The organism is Pseudomonas sp. OA65 (genome assembly GCF_017498305.1).
In the GTDB taxonomy this organism is placed as follows: domain Bacteria; phylum Pseudomonadota; class Gammaproteobacteria; order Pseudomonadales; family Pseudomonadaceae; genus Aquipseudomonas; species Aquipseudomonas zanjanensis.
In genome coordinates this window covers 134,977-154,422 of sequence record NZ_JAGDEZ010000006.1, presented here as the reverse complement: position 1 = coordinate 154,422, position 19,446 = coordinate 134,977, and the positions used below count along the sequence as shown (strand labels likewise).

Annotated in this window: 19 protein-coding genes; 1 reads left to right on the top strand and 18 read right to left on the bottom strand. The window is 58.7% G+C overall.

The window, feature by feature from the left end; translation table 11 throughout:
* Window positions 1-20: 20 nt before the first annotated feature.
* Entirely contained in the window at window positions 21-992 is a 972-nt protein-coding gene (locus tag J3361_RS07405; protein WP_207963611.1) for a tripartite tricarboxylate transporter substrate binding protein, read from the bottom strand.
* A 96-nt stretch (window positions 993-1,088) separates the two neighbouring features.
* Here J3361_RS07405 and J3361_RS07400 point away from each other — a divergent pair, with 96 nt between their 5' ends.
* Window positions 1,089-1,262 (top strand): hypothetical protein, encoded by a 174-nt coding sequence (locus J3361_RS07400; protein WP_207963610.1) that lies wholly within the window; start codon window positions 1,089-1,091, stop codon window positions 1,260-1,262.
* A 247-nt stretch (window positions 1,263-1,509) separates the two neighbouring features.
* On the opposite strand, the gene glmS is transcribed toward J3361_RS07400, so the two are convergent.
* The 17 genes from glmS to mnmE all read right to left on the bottom strand — a co-directional run bounded on the left by glmS (window position 1,510) and on the right by mnmE (window position 19,425).
* Complete coding sequence (glmS, locus tag J3361_RS07395; protein ID WP_207963609.1) at window positions 1,510-3,342, bottom strand: glutamine--fructose-6-phosphate transaminase (isomerizing); 1,833 nt, start codon at window positions 3,340-3,342, stop codon at window positions 1,510-1,512.
* A 1-nt stretch (window position 3,343) separates the two neighbouring features.
* On the bottom strand, window positions 3,344-4,120 hold the full coding sequence (locus tag J3361_RS07390; RefSeq protein WP_060739917.1) for a DeoR family transcriptional regulator: 777 nt from the start codon (window positions 4,118-4,120) through the stop codon (window positions 3,344-3,346).
* A 209-nt stretch (window positions 4,121-4,329) separates the two neighbouring features.
* On the bottom strand, window positions 4,330-5,697 hold the full coding sequence (gene glmU / locus J3361_RS07385; protein WP_207963608.1) for a bifunctional UDP-N-acetylglucosamine diphosphorylase/glucosamine-1-phosphate N-acetyltransferase GlmU: 1,368 nt from the start codon (window positions 5,695-5,697) through the stop codon (window positions 4,330-4,332).
* A gap of 115 nt (window positions 5,698-5,812) precedes the next feature.
* Window positions 5,813-6,238, bottom strand: coding sequence for a F0F1 ATP synthase subunit epsilon (locus J3361_RS07380; RefSeq protein ID WP_039593182.1), 426 nt, complete (start codon window positions 6,236-6,238; stop codon window positions 5,813-5,815).
* 45 nt (window positions 6,239-6,283) lie between these two features.
* Complete coding sequence (gene atpD / locus J3361_RS07375) at window positions 6,284-7,660, bottom strand: F0F1 ATP synthase subunit beta (RefSeq protein ID WP_003187186.1); 1,377 nt, start codon at window positions 7,658-7,660, stop codon at window positions 6,284-6,286.
* A 27-nt stretch (window positions 7,661-7,687) separates the two neighbouring features.
* Window positions 7,688-8,548 carry a F0F1 ATP synthase subunit gamma gene (gene atpG / locus J3361_RS07370; protein WP_030139034.1) on the bottom strand — a complete coding sequence of 287 codons (861 nt, stop codon included), beginning with the start codon at window positions 8,546-8,548 and terminating at the stop codon, window positions 7,688-7,690.
* 50 nt (window positions 8,549-8,598) lie between these two features.
* On the bottom strand, window positions 8,599-10,143 hold the full coding sequence (gene atpA, locus J3361_RS07365; protein ID WP_024777788.1) for a F0F1 ATP synthase subunit alpha: 1,545 nt from the start codon (window positions 10,141-10,143) through the stop codon (window positions 8,599-8,601).
* A 21-nt stretch (window positions 10,144-10,164) separates the two neighbouring features.
* Complete coding sequence (locus J3361_RS07360; protein WP_003187192.1) at window positions 10,165-10,701, bottom strand: F0F1 ATP synthase subunit delta; 537 nt, start codon at window positions 10,699-10,701, stop codon at window positions 10,165-10,167.
* 12 nt (window positions 10,702-10,713) lie between these two features.
* Window positions 10,714-11,184, bottom strand: coding sequence for a F0F1 ATP synthase subunit B (locus J3361_RS07355; protein ID WP_030139033.1), 471 nt, complete (start codon window positions 11,182-11,184; stop codon window positions 10,714-10,716).
* A 58-nt stretch (window positions 11,185-11,242) separates the two neighbouring features.
* Window positions 11,243-11,500: a F0F1 ATP synthase subunit C gene (gene atpE, locus J3361_RS07350; RefSeq protein ID WP_003097235.1), complete on the bottom strand. Its 258-nt coding sequence runs from the start codon at window positions 11,498-11,500 to the stop codon at window positions 11,243-11,245.
* A 130-nt stretch (window positions 11,501-11,630) separates the two neighbouring features.
* Window positions 11,631-12,500 (bottom strand): F0F1 ATP synthase subunit A, encoded by an 870-nt coding sequence (gene atpB / locus J3361_RS07345; RefSeq protein ID WP_039593180.1) that lies wholly within the window; start codon window positions 12,498-12,500, stop codon window positions 11,631-11,633.
* Window positions 12,501-12,516: 16 nt separating this feature from the next.
* Window positions 12,517-12,924 carry a F0F1 ATP synthase subunit I gene (locus J3361_RS07340; protein ID WP_053126821.1) on the bottom strand — a complete coding sequence of 136 codons (408 nt, stop codon included), beginning with the start codon at window positions 12,922-12,924 and terminating at the stop codon, window positions 12,517-12,519.
* Between the two features lie 148 nt (window positions 12,925-13,072).
* A complete protein-coding gene (locus J3361_RS07335; RefSeq protein ID WP_053126822.1) occupies window positions 13,073-13,945 on the bottom strand; it encodes a ParB/RepB/Spo0J family partition protein in 873 nt (290 codons plus the stop codon).
* A gap of 9 nt (window positions 13,946-13,954) precedes the next feature.
* The gene (locus J3361_RS07330) at window positions 13,955-14,752 is read right to left on the bottom strand and encodes a ParA family protein (RefSeq protein ID WP_003187199.1); all 798 of its coding nucleotides are present in this window, start codon (window positions 14,750-14,752) and stop codon (window positions 13,955-13,957) included.
* Window positions 14,753-14,770: 18 nt separating this feature from the next.
* Window positions 14,771-15,406: a 16S rRNA (guanine(527)-N(7))-methyltransferase RsmG gene (gene rsmG, locus J3361_RS07325; RefSeq protein WP_207963714.1), complete on the bottom strand. Its 636-nt coding sequence runs from the start codon at window positions 15,404-15,406 to the stop codon at window positions 14,771-14,773.
* 5 nt (window positions 15,407-15,411) lie between these two features.
* Complete coding sequence (mnmG, locus tag J3361_RS07320; RefSeq protein WP_207963607.1) at window positions 15,412-17,310, bottom strand: tRNA uridine-5-carboxymethylaminomethyl(34) synthesis enzyme MnmG; 1,899 nt, start codon at window positions 17,308-17,310, stop codon at window positions 15,412-15,414.
* Window positions 17,311-18,054: 744 nt separating this feature from the next.
* Window positions 18,055-19,425 (bottom strand): tRNA uridine-5-carboxymethylaminomethyl(34) synthesis GTPase MnmE, encoded by a 1,371-nt coding sequence (gene mnmE, locus J3361_RS07315; RefSeq protein ID WP_207963605.1) that lies wholly within the window; start codon window positions 19,423-19,425, stop codon window positions 18,055-18,057.
* Window positions 19,426-19,446: the final 21 nt, after the last annotated feature.

Sequence of the window (19,446 nt, the reverse complement as noted above, 5' to 3'; positions counted from 1 at the left end):
ACCCGAACCGTTACGCAAAATTATTTGGCTTTACGCATCTCGTCCTTGAACTGCATGAAGCTGTCGCGGGTTTTGTTCAACGTGGCGACGGCTTCTTCGGGGCCCTGGAAGCTGACCGGCTGCTTGAAGGATTTCTTCAATTCCTCGGCATATTCCGGCTGTTCGGTGATTTTCTTCATGGTCTCGGCCATCTTCTTGACGATGGCCGGGTCGGTGCCTTTCGGGAAGGCAACGACGTAAGGCTTGTCGAGGATCAGGTCCACGCCTTGTTCCTTGAACGTCTTGACGTCGCCCAGCAGCGCGTTGCGCTCAGCGTTGGGCTGGCCCAGGGCAGTCATCTTGCCGCTGGAAATGTAGTCCTGGACCGAGCCATAGCTGATGGCGCCGAGGTCGATGCGCTTGCCCAGCAAGGCAACGATTTTTTCCGAGACGGTGCCGCTGTCGACCATTTTCAGCTTCACGCCGGCGAGCTTCTCGAACATCAAGCCTTGCAGGTGCGAGAAGTTACCCATCTCGGTGCCGTAGGTGATGGTGCCGGGCTTGGCCTTGGCTTTTTCAATCAATTGATCGAGGCTGTCGATGCCCGAGCTTTTCGCCGAGACGAACACCGCGCCCTTGTCGACGCCAGCGATGCAGGAAATATCGAACGCATCGAAACGGTCTTCGGACAGTCCCGCGACCTCGTTGACGATCAACTGGCCGGTGTGAGTAAACAGAATGGTATTGCCATCCGGCGCTGCGCTCTTCACTGCATCGGCGGCGATGGTGCCGCCCCCACCGGCCATATTGGTCACTACCATGGATTTTCCGGTGAGCTTGGTGAAGTACTTGGCCATCATTCGTGCGTTGAAATCGGTGTCACCGCCGGCGTTGGCGATCACCACCACTTGCACCGGACGACTTGGCCAGTCGCTGGCGTCGGCCGCCATTGCACTGCCGGCGGTCAGGCTCAGAAACGAGGCGATCAAAGAGGCGCAGAGTGTTTTCTTCATTATTGTTCTCCGGGTGCTGCCATTCATTGTGGGATTGAGGTTGAGCGAAAAACGGACACGCCCAGTGCTAACGCCAGATGGGAAAGGCGAAGGCGCATGGATGTGGAAAACGAGGTGTTCGGTAGTAGCTGCGAGCCTGCGAGGGGCTTTTCGGACAGGAAAGAAATCGTTCGGCGCACGGCGCTAAAGCGTGAGACCGGAGGACTGCATACCCTTTGGGCGGCAAATGCAGAAAACATGACTGCACCTTTCATTTTTATTATTTTCTGATGTCATACGTTGTCGTATGACTTGATATCAACACCTCTACTCCCTGTTGTCAACGCAGTTGTTCCGGACCTGCCACGAATGCGACGAACAGGACCGGTTAAAAAACCGAATCGAGTCATCGCGCTGATCCTCAAAAGGAAACGCCGTTTAACTTGCGCCCATAAAAAACCCCCTGGAGTCAGGGGGTTAGTTTGGCAAGGTTTACGGTCCGCACCGTCTTGCTGGGGCTTTGCCCAGCGTGAGGCTCTTACTCAACCGTTACCGATTTCGCCAGGTTACGCGGCTGGTCTACATCGGTGCCCTTGAGCACCGCCACGTAGTACGACAACAACTGCAGCGGGATGGTGTAGAGAATCGGCGACAGGATGTCGTGGATGTGCGGCATGTGCACGACATGGGTGCCTTCGCCGTTGGTCATGCCGGCCTTCTCGTCGGCAAAGACAATCAACTGGCCGCCACGGGCGCGGACTTCCTGCAGGTTGGACTTGAGCTTTTCCAGCAGCTCGTTGTTCGGCGCGACGGTGACGACGGGCATGTCGTTATCCACAAGCGCCAGCGGGCCGTGCTTGAGCTCACCGGCCGGGTAGGCCTCGGCGTGGATGTAGGAGATTTCCTTGAGCTTCAAGGCCCCTTCCATCGCCACCGGGAATTGTGCGCCACGGCCCAGGAACAAGGTGTGGTTCTTCTCGGCGAACAGTTCGGCGATTTTTTCCACGGTGCTGTCCATGGCCAAGGCTTCGCCCAGGCGGGCCGGCAGGCGACGCAGTTCTTCCACCAGCTTGGCCTCGACGCCCTCACCCAGCGTGCCGCGGACCTGGCCCAGGGACAGCGTCAGCAACAGCAGGCCCACCAGTTGCGTGGTGAACGCCTTGGTCGAGGCCACGCCGATTTCACGGCCGGCCTGGGTCAGCAGGGTCAGGTCGGACTCACGCACCAGCGAGCTGATGCCGACGTTGCAAATCGCCAGGCTGGCGAGGAAACCCAGTTCCTTGGCATTGCGCAGCGCGGCCAGGGTGTCGGCGGTTTCGCCGGACTGGGAGATGGTCACGAACAGCGAATCGGGTTGCACCACCACTTTGCGATAACGGAACTCGCTGGCGACTTCGACCTGGCAGGGAATACCCGCCAGCTCTTCCAGCCAGTAACGGGCGACCATACCGGCGTGATAACTGGTGCCGCAGGCGACGATTTGCACGTTGCGGACCTTGGCGAACAATTCGGCTGCCTGTGGACCGAATGCCTGGACCAGCACCTGGCTCTGGCTCAGGCGGCCTTCCAGGGTGCGTTGCACCACGGCCGGTTGTTCGTGGATTTCCTTGAGCATGAAGTGGCGGAACTCGCCCTTGTCGGCGGCTTCGGCACCGTCGCGGTACTGGACGGTTTCACGCACCACGTCTTTGCCGTCGAGGTCCCAGATCTGCACGCTATCGCGGCGAATTTCGGCGATATCGCCTTCTTCCAGGTACATGAAGCGGTCGGTGACCTGGCGCAGCGCCAACTGATCGGAAGCGAGGAAGTTTTCTCCCAGACCCAGGCCGATAACCAAGGGGCTACCACTGCGGGCTGCGACCAGGCGATCGGGTTGTTTCGCGCTGATGACCGCCAGGCCGTAGGCACCGTGCAGTTCCTTGACGGTGGCCTTGAGGGCGACGGTCAGGTCCACCAGGTCCTTGAGCTTGTGGTTGAGCAGATGGGCGATGACTTCAGTGTCAGTGTCCGAAGTGAACACATAACCGAGCGCCTTGAGCTGTTCACGCAGGGCTTCATGGTTTTCGATGATGCCGTTGTGCACCACCGCCAGGTCGCCGGAGAAATGCGGGTGAGCGTTACGCTCGCATGGCGCGCCATGGGTGGCCCAACGGGTGTGGGCGATGCCCAGGCGACCGAGCAGTGGTTCGGCGTCCAGCGCCTGTTCCAGCTCGCTGACCTTGCCTGGGCGACGCATGCGCTCGAGCTTCTCGTCTTGGGTGAACACCGCTACACCGGCGCTGTCGTAGCCGCGATATTCGAGACGCTTGAGACCTTCAAGCAAGATGGCAGTGATGTTGCGTTCAGCAACGGCGCCGACAATTCCACACATGCTATTTCTCCTGGCTGACAGGCGCGCAGATCACGGTGATGCCGCGGGCCTGAATCTGATCGCGGGCCTCTACGGGCAGGCGATCATCGGTAATGAGGGTATGGACGCTGCTCCACGGCAGCTCCAGATTGGGGATCTTGCGGCCGATCTTGTCGGCCTCCACCATCACGATCACTTCCCGGGCCACCTCAGCCATCACACGGCTCAAGCCCAGCAGTTCGTTGAAGGTGGTGGTACCTCGAACCAGATCGATGCCGTCGGCGCCGATGAACAACTGGTCGAAATCGTAGGAACGCAGCACCTGCTCGGCCACCTGGCCCTGGAACGACTCGGAGTGAGGGTCCCAAGTGCCGCCGGTCATCAACAGCACCGGCTCATGCTCCAGTTCGCTCAAGGCATTGGCAACGTGCAGGGAATTGGTCATCACTACCAGGCCCGGCTGCTGGCCGAGTTGAGGGATCATGGCGGCGGTCGTGCTGCCGCTGTCGATGATGATCCGCGCATGTTCGCGGATCCGCTTCACGGCGGCCCGGGCAATGGCGAGTTTGTACTTGGAGACGGTTTGCCCGTTATCGGCCACCAATTCCTGCGGCATCGGCACCGCGCCACCGTAGCGACGCAGCAGCAGGCCATTGGTTTCCAAGGCGGCGAGGTCCTTGCGAATCGTAACCTCCGAGGTTTCGAAGCGCTTGGCCAACTCATCCACACTGACCTCGCCCTGCTCTTGGAGCAAAGCAAGAATATTGTGACGGCGCTGTGGTGTGTTGCGTTTCGACATGACGGCTTAAGTTTCGATTCGAAAGATAACGTAAGCAATCAAAACCTATTGCAGCGGAATCGTCAAGGCGCCGATAGAAAAATTCAGAAATCACGCAATTCGAATGTGGAGCGGGCTTGCTCGCGAATGCGTTGGGTCAGCAACGAATTAATTGGCTGAACCACCGCTTTCGCGGGCAAGCCCGCTCCCATAAGGAGTTGTGGATAACTTCAGGGCTTCTTGATTTTCTCTGGTCGCTTCCAGCCGTCGATGTTGCGCTGGCGCGCGCGTCCGACGGCCAATTGGCCGTTATCCACATTCTGGGTAAGGGTCGAACCGGCTGCCGTGGTCGCACCGCTGGAGATATCCACAGGCGCCACCAACGAGTTATTGGAGCCGATGAAGACATCGTCCCCCATGACGGTTTTCCACTTGTTGGCGCCATCGTAGTTGCAGGTGATGGTACCGGCGCCAATATTGGTGCGGGCGCCGACCTCAGCGTCGCCCAGGTAAGTCAGGTGACCGGCCTTGGCATCTTCGCCCAAGTGAGCGTTCTTGAGTTCGACGAAGTTACCCACATGGGCCCGGGCTTCCAGTACGGAGCCTGGACGCAGGCGTGCGAATGGGCCGGCGTCGCTGCCTTCGCCCATGACCGCGCCGTCGAGATGGCTGTTGGCCTTGATCACCACGCCTTTGCGCAAGGTGCTGTCCTTGATCACGCAGTTCGGGCCGATGATCACGTCATCTTCGATGACAACCTTGCCTTCGAGAATGACATTGATGTCGATGACCACGTCGCGACCTACGCTGACGTCACCGCGTACATCAAAACGGGCAGGGTCGCGCAGCGTCACGCCTTGGGCCATCAGGCGGCGGGCGGCGCGCAATTGATAGTGGCGCTCCAACTCGGCCAGTTGCCGGCGATCATTGGCGCCCTGCACTTCCATGGCATCCTGCGGCTGCTCGGTGGCAACGACCAGCCCGTCGGCAACGGCCATGGCAATCACATCGGTCAGGTAGTACTCGCCCTGGGCGTTGTTGTTCGACAGACGACTCATCCAATCACCCAGGCGCTCGGCCGGCACAGCAAGAATCCCGGTGTTGCCCTCGGTGATCGCGCGCTGAGCTTCGTTGGCATCTTTTTGCTCAACGATGGCCGTCACCTGGCCATCGGCGTTGCGCACAATGCGGCCATAGCCGGTGGGATCATCCAACTCCACGGTCAGCAAGCCCAACTGCTGTGGCGCGACATGCTTGAGCAGGCGCTGCAGGGTCTCGACTTCGATCAGCGGCACATCGCCGTAGAGAATCAGCACCGTATCGGCCTTGATAAACGGCACAGCCTGGGCCACCGCGTGGCCAGTGCCCAGTTGTTTGTCCTGCAGGACGAAATTCAGGTCGTCCGCCGCCAGGCGTTCGCGCACCGCATCAGCACCGTGACCGATCACCACATGAATGCGCTGTGGATCAAGTTGCCGCGCGCTGTGGATAACATGACCGAGCATGGAATTGCCGGCGATCGGGTGCAAGACCTTGGGCAACGCCGAACGCATGCGGGTGCCTTGGCCGGCCGCGAGGATAACGATTTCAAGAGACATGACTGGCTACCAATCCTGGGTGGTCAGCGGCTGCGACCAGGTAATGAATGTCGGGAAAAGAAAAAAGGGTAGCCGAGGCTACCCTTTTTAATCAATCGCACAGAAAGCAGACGGCTTAGCCGCCGAACTTCTTGCGGATCTGCTGGACGGTACGCAGCTGGGCTGCGGCCTCGGCCAGACGTGCGGCAGCAGAACCGTAGTCGAAGTCCGCGCCTTTTTCATGCAGAGCCTTCTCGGCTGCCTTGACGGCCTCCTGAGCGGAGGCTTCGTCCAGGTCGGCAGCACGTTGCACGGTGTCGGCAAGAACCTTGACCATGTTCGGCTGAACCTCGAGGAAACCACCGGAGATGTAGAACACCTCCCGTTCCCCGCCCTGCTTGGTCAGAGTAATCGGACCTGGCTTCAAGCTGGTGATCAGCGGTGCGTGACCCAGGGCGATACCAAGATCACCCAGCTCACCGTGCGCAACCACAAACTCGACCAGACCGGAGAAGATTTCCCCTTCCGCACTGACGATATCGCAATGGACTGTCATAGCCATCTGATTGCCTCAACCTAAATTAGCGCCCGTTGCCGGGCGCCGGGATTACAGTTTCTTGGCTTTCTCGATCGCTTCTTCGATGCCGCCGACCATGTAGAACGCTTGTTCTGGCAGGTGGTCGTAGTCACCGTTGAGGATGCCTTTGAAGCCAGCAATGGTGTCTTTCAGGGAAACGTATTTACCCGAGGCACCGGTGAAGACTTCAGCCACGAAGAACGGCTGCGACAAGAAGCGCTGGATCTTACGAGCACGGTTTACCAACTGCTTGTCGGCTTCCGACAGCTCGTCCATACCCAGGATCGCGATGATGTCCTTCAGTTCCTTGTAACGCTGCAACACGTACTGAACGCCGCGAGCGGTGTCGTAGTGCTCCTGGCCGATCACGTTCGGGTCCAGTTGGCGCGAAGTCGAGTCCAGTGGATCTACCGCTGGGTAGATACCCAGGGAAGCGATGTCACGGGACAGAACGACGGTGGCGTCCAAGTGGGCGAAGGTGGTCGCTGGCGACGGGTCGGTCAAGTCGTCCGCTGGTACGTATACCGCTTGGATCGAGGTGATCGAGCCTTGCTTGGTCGAAGTGATGCGCTCTTGCAGCACGCCCATCTCTTCAGCCAGGGTCGGCTGGTAACCTACTGCCGAAGGCATACGGCCCAGCAGTGCGGATACTTCGGTACCGGCCAGGGTGTAACGGTAGATGTTGTCGACGAACAGCAGAACGTCGTTACCTTCGTCACGGAACTTCTCGGCCATGGTCAGGCCGGTCAGGGCTACGCGCAGACGGTTTCCCGGCGGCTCGTTCATCTGGCCGTAGACCAGTGCCACTTTGTCCAGAACGTTGGAATCCTTCATCTCGTGGTAGAAGTCGTTACCCTCACGAGTACGCTCACCCACACCGGCGAACACGGAATAACCGCTGTGCTCGATGGCGATGTTACGGATCAGTTCCATCATGTTTACGGTCTTGCCTACACCGGCACCACCGAACAGACCGACTTTACCGCCCTTGGCGAACGGGCAAACCAGGTCGATAACCTTGATGCCGGTTTCCAGCAGTTCGTTGCCACCGGCCTGTTCAGCGAAGGTTGGCGCAGGACGGTGAATGCCCCAGCGCTCTTCGGTGTCGATCGGGCCAGCTTCGTCGATCGGGTTGCCCAGTACGTCCATGATCCGGCCCAGGGTCGCTTTACCGACCGGTACGGAGATGGCTGCGCCAGTGTTGTTGACGTCCAGACCGCGCTTCAAGCCCTCGGTGGAGCCCATCGCAATGGTACGAACCACGCCGTCGCCCAGCTGCTGCTGAACTTCCAGGGTGGTTTCGGCGCCTTGAACCTTCAAGGCGTCGTAGATGCTCGGTACGCTGTCGCGTGGGAATTCCACGTCGATAACGGCGCCGATGATTTGAACGATACGTCCGCTACTCATAGCTGGATCCTCTGAATATTTGAACCGTTAAACCGCGGCAGCGCCGCCGACGATTTCCGAGATCTCTTGGGTGATCGCAGCCTGACGCGCCTTGTTGTAGATCAGCTGCAAATCGCTGATCAAATCACCGGCGTTGTCGGTAGCGTTCTTCATCGCGATCATCCGCGCCGCTTGTTCAGCTGCGTTGTTCTCGACCACCGCCTGGTAGACCTGCGACTCCACGTAGCGGACCATCAAGCCGTCGAGCAGCTCCTTGGCATCCGGTTCGTAGAGATAGTCCCAGTGGTGCTTGAGTTCCTGTTCCGGGGTCGCCACCAGTGGAATCAACTGCTCCACGGTCGGCTGTTGCGTCATGGTGTTGATGAACTTGTTGGATACCACGGACAGGCGGTCGATCCGGCCTTCCAGGTAAGCATCCAGCATCACCTTGACGCTGCCGATCAGGTCATTGATCGACGGTTCTTCACCCAGGTGGCTGATAGCTGCGACGACGTTACCGCCGAAGTTGCGGAAGAAAGCCGCACCCTTGCTACCGACCACGCACAGATCGATCTCGACGCCTTGTTCGCGGTTTACCGCCATGTCCTTGACCAGGGCCTTGAACAGGTTGGTGTTCAAGCCACCGCACAGACCACGGTCACTGCTCACCACAACGTAACCGACGCGCTTGACGGCGCGGTCGATCATGAATGGGTGGCGGTATTCCGGGTTGGCGTTGGCCAGATGACCAATCACCTGGCGGATGCGCTCCGCATAAGGACGGCTAGCAGCCATGCGCATTTGTGCCTTGCGCATTTTGCTGACCGCCACTTTTTCCATGGCGCTGGTAATCTTTTGCGTGCTTTTGATGCTCGCAATCTTACTGCGAATCTCTTTTGCGCCTGCCATGTAACACCTATCAGGTTAGCAAGCGGGAGCCTTGCGGCTCCCGCTGCGGCTTACCAGGTTTGGGTGGCCTTGAACTTCTCGATACCGGCCTTGAGGCCAGCGTCGATTTCGTCATTGAAGTCACCTTTAACGTTGATCTTGGCCATCAAATCGGCGTGATCGCGGTTGAAGAAAGCGATCAGCGCTTGTTCGAAGCTGCCGATCTTGGCGATTTCAATGTCAGTCAGGAACCCACGCTCAGCGGCATACAGCGACAGCGCCATGTCAGCGATCGACATTGGTGCGTATTGCTTCTGCTTCATCAGCTCGGTAACGCGCTGACCATGCTCAAGTTGCTTACGGGTCGCTTCGTCCAGGTCAGAAGCGAACTGGGCGAATGCTGCCAGTTCACGGTACTGGGCCAGGGCGGTACGGATACCACCGGACAGCTTCTTGATGATCTTGGTCTGAGCGGCACCACCCACACGGGATACCGAAACACCGGCGTTCACAGCAGGACGGATGCCCGAGTTGAACATGGCCGATTCCAGGAAGATCTGACCGTCGGTGATGGAGATCACGTTGGTCGGAACGAACGCGGAAACGTCGCCAGCCTGGGTTTCAATGATCGGCAGAGCGGTCAGGGAACCGGTCTTGCCAGTCACGGCGCCATTGGTGAACTTCTCTACGTACTCTTCCGAAACGCGGGATGCGCGCTCCAGCAGACGGGAGTGGAGATAGAACACGTCGCCTGGGTAGGCTTCACGGCCTGGTGGACGGCGCAGCAGCAGGGAAATCTGGCGGTAAGCCACTGCTTGCTTGGACAGATCGTCATAAACGATCAGCGCGTCTTCACCGCGGTCGCGGAAGTACTCGCCCATGGTGCAACCGGAGTACGGTGCCAGGAATTGCAGTGCGGCCGATTCCGAAGCACTGGCAGCCACGATGATCGTGTTGGCCAGGGCGCCGTTCTCTTCCAGCTTGCGAACCACGTTGGCGATGGTCGATTGCTTCTGACCGATTGCCACGTAAACGCAGAAGATGCCGCTGTTTTTCTGGTTGATGATCGCGTCGATCGCCAGAGCGGTCTTACCGATCTGACGGTCACCGATGATCAGCTCACGCTGGCCACGGCCGACAGGGATCATGGCATCGACAGCCTTGTAGCCAGTCTGTACAGGCTGGTCTACCGACTTACGCCAGATCACGCCTGGAGCAACTTTCTCGACCGCGTCGGTCTCGGTGTTGTTCAGCGGACCTTTGCCGTCAACAGGGTTACCCAGTGCGTCGACAACGCGACCCAGCAGTTCCTTACCTACCGGAACTTCGAGGATGCGGCCGGTGCACTTGGCGCTCATGCCTTCAGCCAGCGTCGTGTACGCGCCCAATACCACGGCACCTACAGAGTCTTGCTCCAGGTTGAGGGCCATACCGTAGACGCCGCCCGGAAACTCGATCATCTCGCCGTACATGACGTCGGCCAGACCGTGAATCCGCACGATGCCGTCAGATACGCTGACGACAGTGCCTTCGTTACGGGCTTGGGAGGTCACATCGAGCTTTTCGATGCGGCCCTTGATAATTTCACTTATTTCGGAAGGATTGAGTTGCTGCATTGCTCTGCTGCCCCTTCAAACTCAAGATTTCAATGCTTCGGCAAGTTTCGCGATTTTGCCGCGAATCGAGCCATCGATAACCAGGTCGCCGGCGCGGATGACAACGCCCCCAATCAGGGACTTGTCTTCCTCGACTTGCAGGCGCACTTCCCGGTTGAGTCGTGCACTGAGAACCTTGGCGAGTTTGTCTTGCTGTTCTTGGTTCAATGCGAAAGCACTGGTCACTTCCACGTCTACCGACTTCTCTTGCTCGGCCTTGTACAGGTCGAAAAGAGCGGCGATCTCCGGCAGAAGCGGGAGACGGTCGTTTTCGGCAACGACGTGAATGAAATTCTGTGCCTTGGCATCGAACTTGTCGCCGCACACGTCAATGAACGTGGCGGCCTTTTCTGCGCTCGTCAGTCGCGGGGCCTTGAGCACGCGCTGCATGGTGTCGTCTTGCGACACCGCTGCTGCCAGGCCGAGCATGGCTGACCAATTGGCCAGTTGCTGGTGGGCCTGAGCGTGCTCGAAGGCCGCCTTAGCGTAAGGTCGGGCCAACGTGGTCAGTTCTGCCATGATCGCCCTCGCTTAGATTTCAGCAGCCAGTTGGTTAACCAGCTCTGCGTGCGCGTTTTGATCGATTGTGGCACCCAGGATCTTCGAAGCACCGCCAACGGCCAGGCTACCCACTTGGGCACGCAGCGCGTCTTTGACACTGTTGAGTTCCTGTTCGATCTCGGCTTGAGCCTGAGCCTTCACACGGTCAGCTTCGACGCGAGCCTGTTCACGGGCTTCGTCGACAATCTGGGTACCGCGTTTCTTGGCTTGCTCGATGATTTCAGCTGCCTGAGCCTTCGCTTCGCGCAGTTGCTGACCCACTTTCTCATGGGCCAACTCCAGGTCGCGAGCTGCACGGCTGGCAGCGTCCAGACCATCAGCGATCTTCTTTTGACGTTCGTGCAATGCCGCAATGACCGGAGGCCATACGAACTTCATGCAGAACAGTACAAAAATCAGGAACGCAACGGACTGGCCAATCAGGGTCGCATTAATGTTCACGCCAACACCTCGCAGTTACGTTGTCCATCACACCAATCTACTCGAGACATCCGAGTAATTAGCCAGCGATTTGACCAACGAACGGGTTCGCAAAGGTGAAGAACAGCGCGATACCAACACCGATCATGGTCACGGCGTCGAGCAGACCGGCCACGATGAACATTTTGACTTGCAGCATTGGAACCATTTCTGGCTGACGCGCTGCGCCTTCCAGGAACTTGCCGCCCAACAGGCCGAAACCAATTGCGGTACCCAGTGCGCCCAGGCCGATCAACAGTGCAACAGCGATAGCGGTTAGACCAACTACAGTTTCCATCTTTCCTCCCGACTTTTACGTCGTATGGTTTAGGTTTTTTAGATTAAAGCGGTAAAACAAATCGTTTCTCAGCCCGGATGGGCTCCTTCCCGTTTGACCGGGAAGGACATCAGACTAGTCGAGACTGGCCTTAATGGTTTTCTTCGTGCGCCATCGACAGGTAGACGATGGTCAGCATCATGAAGATGAACGCCTGCAGGGTGATGATCAGGATGTGGAACACCGCCCACGCCCATTGCAGGACTACACCCAGACCGCTGAGCCACAGCAGGCCGCTGCCGAACATCACAGCGATCAGGATGAACACCAGTTCGCCGGCATACATGTTGCCGAACAGACGCAGTGCCAGAGAAATCGGCTTGGCGATCAGGGTCACGAATTCCAACAGGAAGTTCACCGGGATCAGCAGGGCTTGAACGAGGATGTTCTTGCTGCCGAACGGGTGCAGGGTCAGTTCGCCGATGAAGCCGCCGATGCCCTTGACCTTGATGCTATAGAAAATGATCAGTGCGAAAACCGAGAACGCCATGCCCAGGGTCGCGTTCGGGTCGGTGGTCGACACGGCGCGGAATGGGATGTGTGCATCGCCGGAGATCAGGATGGCCAGCTGAGGAATCCAGTCGACCGGTACCAGGTCGATGGCGTTCATCAGGAACACCCAGACGAAGATGGTCAGTGCCAGCGGTGCGATCACCGGGCTGCGGCCATGGAAGCTGTCTTTCACGCTGCCATCGACGAATTCGACCAGTACTTCAACGAAGTTCTGCAGTGCACCTGGCTGACCGGAGGTCGCCTTCTTGGCCGCCATGCGGAAAAGAAGAACGAAGATCAGGCCCAGTGCGACCGACCAGCCGAGGGTATCGACGTGGAAAGCCCAGAAGCCCATTTCCTTGGCTTCTGCTGCGGTATGGGCGAAGCCCCAGCCGCCGTTAGGTAGCTGACCGAAGGTCAGGTTCTGCAAGTGGTGCTGGATATAGCCCGAAGCGGTTGTCTCTGCCATGGTTGCCTCAAACGCCCTAAGGTCTCGAAAGTCTTGTTCTCATTAGCAGGGGAGCGAACCAGCTGACCAGTTGGGTCAGCACGAAGACGCCGAATACAGCCAGCGGCGCCAATGGCTTCACACCTGCGAACGTCAATGCAAACAGCACTGCCGTCAAAATCAGTTTCCCCGCCTCGCCGGCATAAAAAGACCGGACGATAGCCTGGGCTGCTCGGGCGCCGGAAAACCGAAAGGCCCTGTGAGCAAAGTAAATATTGGGAAGCAAGGCTATCAGGCCTCCGCAAAGCCCTGAGTATCCGGCGACGACTCCTTTCCATTGCCAGAGCGCCAATGTGGCGATCAGTACGACGGTAAATTGAGCCATCAGAACCGGGAAAACTGCCAGACGATGGAACGGCAAGCGGTTTGGCGTGCGGGTTTCCATCGCTTTTGCTCTCCAATAGTCGGCCGCCATAATTCAATAACTTGGCATAATTTGTGCCGACAAAATGCGCGCAGAGTATAGGGGCGGTTCTGCCCCTATTCAACCTTCAGGTAGTGATTTCCGACTGCGCGCTACAAGAGCAATTGTTTCAGCGAATGTGCGCGAGAACACCTTGCAGCTCATCGAGAGAGTTATAGCCAATCACCAGCTGCCCTTTGCCCTTCTTTCCGTGGCGAATCTGCACCGCAGAGCCCAGGCGCTCGGCCAGGCGCTGTTCAAGGCGGGCGATATCCGGATCAGGTTTGGGCGCTTCGACAGGGGCGGGTTTACCGCTCAACCATTGACGAACCAGTGCCTCGGTTTGGCGCACGGTAAGGCCGCGTGCGACAACATGTCGCGCCCCTTCAACCTGTTGATTTTCCGGTAAACCGAGCAATGCCCGGGCATGACCCATTTCCAGGTCGCCATGGGAGAGCATGGTCTTGATGACTTCCGGCAACGCAATCAGGCGCAACAGGTTGGCCACGGTCACGCGGGACTTGCCCACCGCCTCGGCAACTTGTTGCTGGGTCAGCTGGAACTCCTGCTGCAAGCGCTGCAGGGCCACGGCTTCCTCGATCGGGTTGAGGTCTTCACGCTGGATGTTCTCGATCAACGCCATGGCGATGGCCGTTTCATCCGGGACGTCGCGAACCATTGCCGGGATGGTTTCCTGGCCGGCCTGCTGGCTCGCGCGCCAGCGGCGTTCGCCGGCGATGATCTCGAAGCGGCCATTGGCGATCGGCCGGACCACGATCGGCTGCATCACGCCCTGGCTCTTGATCGATTGGGCCAATTCTTCCAGCGCCTGCGGGTCCATGTCCCGGCGCGGCTGGTATTTGCCGCGCTGGATCAGGTCCAGGGGCAGGTGCTGCAGCTCGCGCTGGTCGGCCTGCACGGCCTGTTCTTCCAGCGAACTGACGGTCGGACCGCTGAGCAGTGCATCCAGTCCACGTCCGAGACCTCGTTTCTTGACGGCCATGGGGTTTCCTTAAGTTGGCTGGGCTGCAGCGGTGCGTGGGTTGCGGCGCTGACGGCGAACCATCTCGCCCGCCAGGGCCAGGTAAGCCAGCGCACCACGGGATTGTTTGTCGTAGGCCAGGGCCGGCATGCCGTAGCTCGGGGCTTCGGCCAGGCGGATGTTACGCGGGATGACCGTGTCGTAGAGCTGCTCGCCGAAGTGTTCCTTGAGCTGGGCCGAAACGTCGTTCATCAGGCTCAGGCGCGGGTCATACATGGTCCGCAGCAGGCCTTCGACCTTCAGTTCCGGGTTCAGCAGTTCGGCGATGCGCTTGATGTTATCCACAAGGTCGCTCAACCCTTCCAGGGCGAAGTACTCGCACTGCATGGGGATAATGACCCCATCGGCTGCCACAAGGGCGTTGAGGGTCAGCATCGACAGCGACGGCGGGCAATCGATCAGGATGTAGTCGTAGTTTTCCCGGATCGGCGCCAAGGCGCTGCGCAGGCGGCTTTCCTTCATCTGCATTTCCAGCAGCACCACTTCGGCCGCCGTCAGGTCACGGTTGGCCGGCAGCAGTTGATAACCGCCGTGTTCGGAGAAGTGCATGGCCTGGCCCAGATCGCATTCGCCGATCAGGACGTCGTAGATGGAGTTTTCCAGGCCATGCTTATCCACACCGCTGCCCATGGTGGCGTTGCCCTGTGGATCGAGATCGATCAACAGCACCCGGCGCTTGGTCGCGACCAGGGATGCTGCGAGGTTGATGCAGGTGGTGGTCTTGCCCACACCACCTTTCTGGTTCGCTATCGCGAATACCTTAGCCATTCTTGCTTGTGTTCCCAATCATGCCGTGCGGCGCAGTATCAGCAGATGGCGTTGGCCTTGGCAACCAGGTACGGCCAAGGCGTGTTCGCTATCGAGGTGGAAGTCTGCCGGCAATGCTACCAGCTCATCGGCCGGATGAACGCCCTTCATTGCCAGCCAGCGCGTATCGGCGTCGCCCAGGTGGCGAGTCCAGTTGCTGAAGTTCTCCATGCTGCTGAACGCCCGGGAAATGATTCCATTGAACGGCTCGGCAGGCTGGAATGCTTCGACACGGCTGTGGATAACTTGCAAGTTATCCAGTTTGAGTTCGAGTTTGACCTGGGTCAGGAAACGGGTTTTCTTGCCGTTGCTGTCCAAACAGGTCACTTGCGACTCGGGAAACAGGATGGCCAGCGGGATCCCCGGCATGCCGCCGCCGCTGCCGACATCCAGCCAGCGACCATTTTCGATGAAGGACATGACGCTGAGGCTGTCGAGCAAATGCCGTGAGACCATTTCATCCGGATCGCGCACGGCGGTCAGGTTGTAGGCCTTGTTCCATTTGATCAACAGCGCCAGATAACCCAGCAACTGCGCGTGCTGGGCTTCGGTCAGGCTGACGCCGAGCTGACGGGCACCTGTGGATAACTCTTCAGCGTGTTGCGAGGTGACCATCGAACTCAAGCGCTTTGCTCCAACTGGCGGCCCGCGCCGCGTTTTTTCAAATGAATCATCAACAGGGAAATCGCCGCCGGCGTGACGCCTGGAATGCGCGAGGCCTGGCCCAGGGTTTCTGGACGGGTCGCACCGAGCTTGCCCTGGATTTCTTTCGACAACCCGGAAATGCCGGTGTAATCGATATCCACAGGCAGCTTGGTGTCTTCGCTAGCGCGCAGGCGGGCGATTTCGTCCTGCTGGCGGTCGATGTAACCGGCGTATTTGGTCTTGATCTCGACCTGCTCGGCCACTTGCGGATCTTCAGCGCCCTGACCGGTCACTTCCACCAGCCCGGCGTAATCGATTTCCGGGCGGCTCAAGAGGTTCAGCAGGTTGTATTCGTGGGTCAGCGGCGTGCCGAATTTCGCCGCGATGGCATCGCCCTGCTCAGTACCGGGACGCACCCAGGTGCTTTTCAGGCGTTGCTCTTCCAGCTCAATACTCTCGCGTTTCTTGCAGAACGCGGCCCAGCGCGCGTCATCCACCAACCCCAGCTCGCGACCTTTCTCGGTCAGGCGCAGGTCGGCGTTGTCTTCACGCAGGATCAGGCGATATTCGGCCCGGGAGGTGAACATCCGATACGGTTCCTGGGTACCCAGGGTAATCAGGTCATCCACCAGCACACCGATGTACGCCTCATCGCGACGCGGGCACCAGGCTTCCTTGCCCTTGGCGAGCAGTGCGGCATTGACGCCGGCGAGCAAACCCTGGGCACCCGCTTCTTCGTAACCGGTAGTGCCGTTGATCTGCCCGGCGAAGAACAGACCGCCAATAACTTTGGTTTCCAGGCTGTACTTCAGATCGCGCGGATCGAAGTAGTCGTACTCGATCGCATAACCCGGCCGCACGATGTGCGCGTTCTCCATGCCACGGATCGATTGCACGATCTGCAATTGCACGTCGAACGGCAGGCTTGTGGATATCCCGTTCGGATACAGCTCATGGGTAGTCAAACCTTCCGGTTCGATGAATACCTGGTGGCTTTCCTTGTCGGCAAAGCGATGGATCTTGTCTTCGATCGACGGGCAATAGCGCGGGCCAACACCTTCGATTTCACCGGCAGCGGAATACATCGGCGAACGATCGAGGTTCGCCGCGATGATTTCGTGGGTGCGAGCGTTGGTATGGGTGATCCAGCAGCTGACTTGCCGTGGATGCTGTTCCTTGTTGCCCATGAACGACATCACCGGGATCGGGGTATCGCCAGGCTGCTCGGTCATCACCGAGAAATCCACCGACTTGCCGTCGATGCGAGGTGGCGTACCGGTTTTCAGGCGCCCGACACGCAATGGCAACTCACGCAGACGGTGGGCCAGAGCAATCGAGGGCGGATCACCGGCGCGACCGCCGGAAAAATTCTGCAAGCCGATGTGGATAAGTCCGCCGAGGAAGGTCCCGGTGGTCAACACCACGCAATCTGCGAAGAAACGCAGGCCCATTTGTGTGACGACACCGCGTACACGGTCCTGCTCGACGATCAGGTCATCGGCTGCTTGTTGAAATATCCACAGGTTCGGCTGGTTTTCCAGGATTTCACGGACAGCGGCCTTGTACAGGACGCGGTCGGCCTGGGCGCGAGTAGCGCGCACGGCCGGGCCCTTACGGCTGTTCAATACGCGAAACTGGATACCACCTTTATCGGTGGCCATGGCCATCGCACCGCCAAGGGCATCGATTTCCTTGACCAGGTGGCTTTTGCCGATCCCACCAATGGCAGGGTTGCAGCTCATGGCGCCAAGGGTTTCCACGTTATGCGTCAGCAACAGGGTTTTTGCCCCCATGCGTGCTGATGCAAGTGCTGCCTCGGTACCGGCATGACCGCCGCCGATGACGATCACTTCAAAACGGGAAGGGAAATCCACCACGCACCTCGTGCCTGCTTTATTCAGGTAATTCGGAAATAGGTTTTGAGTCTGGTCCTGAGCGTTTTTCGAACCAGGTCGGCAAGTATAGGGACTTCGCCCTTTCTAAAGAACCCTTTGCACAAAATTTAACCAGCTGTGGAGAACTCGCGGTTAAAAAAATAAAAAAGAAAGAAATTTATAAAATCTTTGTTTTTATGTTTATTCTTACTGCCCTACCTTTCTGTGGATAACGTTCTGTAGGCCTTGAATTACCTTATGTACAGAGATTCAAAACCCTGTGGTCATGTGGCAATGAGGGGCTTGGATAACCGGTGTAAGCCTGTGGATGAATGGGGTGGTTATCCACAGGGGCATTTATCTTCAGTTTTGAAGGAGGTTTATCAACCGACCTCAGTGGCAGTTATTCACAGGGCTTAATCCATAGAAAACAGCCGCTACCTGGTCACAGCAGCGTCCACAGGCAAGCCGCCATCAAGGGCAATCGGGTCAAAAAGAGAGGAGGGACCGGGTTTGTGTTGCGCTCGATAGGCTTTCGAGGACAAACCCGGTTGCAAAGACGTAATGTGGTTGCTGAAGAACGATAGGCCTGTGGCCAGAGATTGCTCCCGCTGGGTCGCGAAGCGGCCCCAAAACCTGCCGAATCCGGAGTACCTGACACACCGCACCCGCCGGTTTACGACTGCTTCGCAGCTGAGCGGGAGCAAGCTCCCTCGCCACGGGTTCGTCGTCAGTCCGGTGGGGTTATTTACCGATGCAGAAGCTGGAAAAGATTCGTCCCAGCAGGTCATCGGAGCTGAAGGCACCGGTAATTTCCCCCAGGGACTGTTGCGCCTGGCGCAAATCTTCAGCCAACAACTCCCCAGCCCCTGCCAAGGTCAGCTGCGCGCGACCGTGTTCGAGGGCCGTGCTGGCATGGCGCAACGCTTCAAGATGCCGCCGGCGGGCACTGAAGCTGCTTTCCGAGGTCTGTTCATAGCCCATGCAGGCCTTGAGATGCTCGCGCAGCAGCTCCAGGCCTTCACCCGCCGACTTCGCGCTCAGGCTGATGGTCACGTGGCCGTCGTTGCTGACCTCAAGGACAATCGCCTCTCCGGTCAGGTCGGCCTTGTTGCGAATCAGCGTGACTTTCGCGGGATCCGGACGGACCTCGAGGAATTCCGGCCACAAGGCAAAGGGATCGTCCGCTTCCGGTGCGGTGGCATCCACCACCAGCAATACCCGGTCGGCTTCACCGATGGCCTTGAGTGCCCGTTCAACGCCAATTTTTTCCACATGGTCCTCGGTGTCGCGCAAACCGGCGGTATCCACAACGTGCAGCGGCATGCCGTCGATGTGGATATGTTCACGGAGGATGTCCCGGGTGGTGCCGGCGATCTCGGTGACGATCGCGGCCTCGCGGCCGGCCAGGGCATTCAATAGGCTGGACTTGCCGGCATTCGGTCGTCCAGCGATCACAACCGTCATCCCGTCGCGCAACAAGGCACCCTGCCCGGCTTCGCGTAGTACTGTGGATAACTCATCGCGCACTTTATCGAGCATGCTCAGCACATGGCCATCGGCGAGGAAGTCGATTTCCTCCTCCGGAAAGTCGATGGCGGCTTCGACGTATATCCGCAGCCCGATCAATTGTTCGGTGAGGTTATGCACACGCTGGGAAAACGCCCCCTGCAAGGAACGCAAGGCGTTGCGGGCGGCCTGTGCGGAACTGGCTTCGATCAGATCGGCAATCGCCTCGGCCTGGGCCAGGTCGAGCTTGTCGTTGAGAAAAGCGCGTTCACTGAATTCCCCCGGCCTGGCCAGGCGACAGCCCAGTTCAAGGCAACGCTTGAGCAGCATGTCCTGCACGACGGGGCCACCGTGCCCTTGCAGTTCCAGCACGTCTTCGCCCGTGAACGAATTCGGTCCCGGGAAATACAAGGCCAGCCCTTCGTCGAGCACCTGCTGGTCGTCACTGAAAAACGGGCCGTAGTGGGCGAACCGCGGTTTGAGTTCTCGACCGCTGATGGCTTTGGCCGCAACCTTGGCCAACGGGCCGGAAATACGGACGATGCCGACACCACCACGACCTTGGGCGGTGGCGACGGCGGCGATGGTTTCACGCGGTGCGCTCATAAACCGGTATCCAGACAAAAG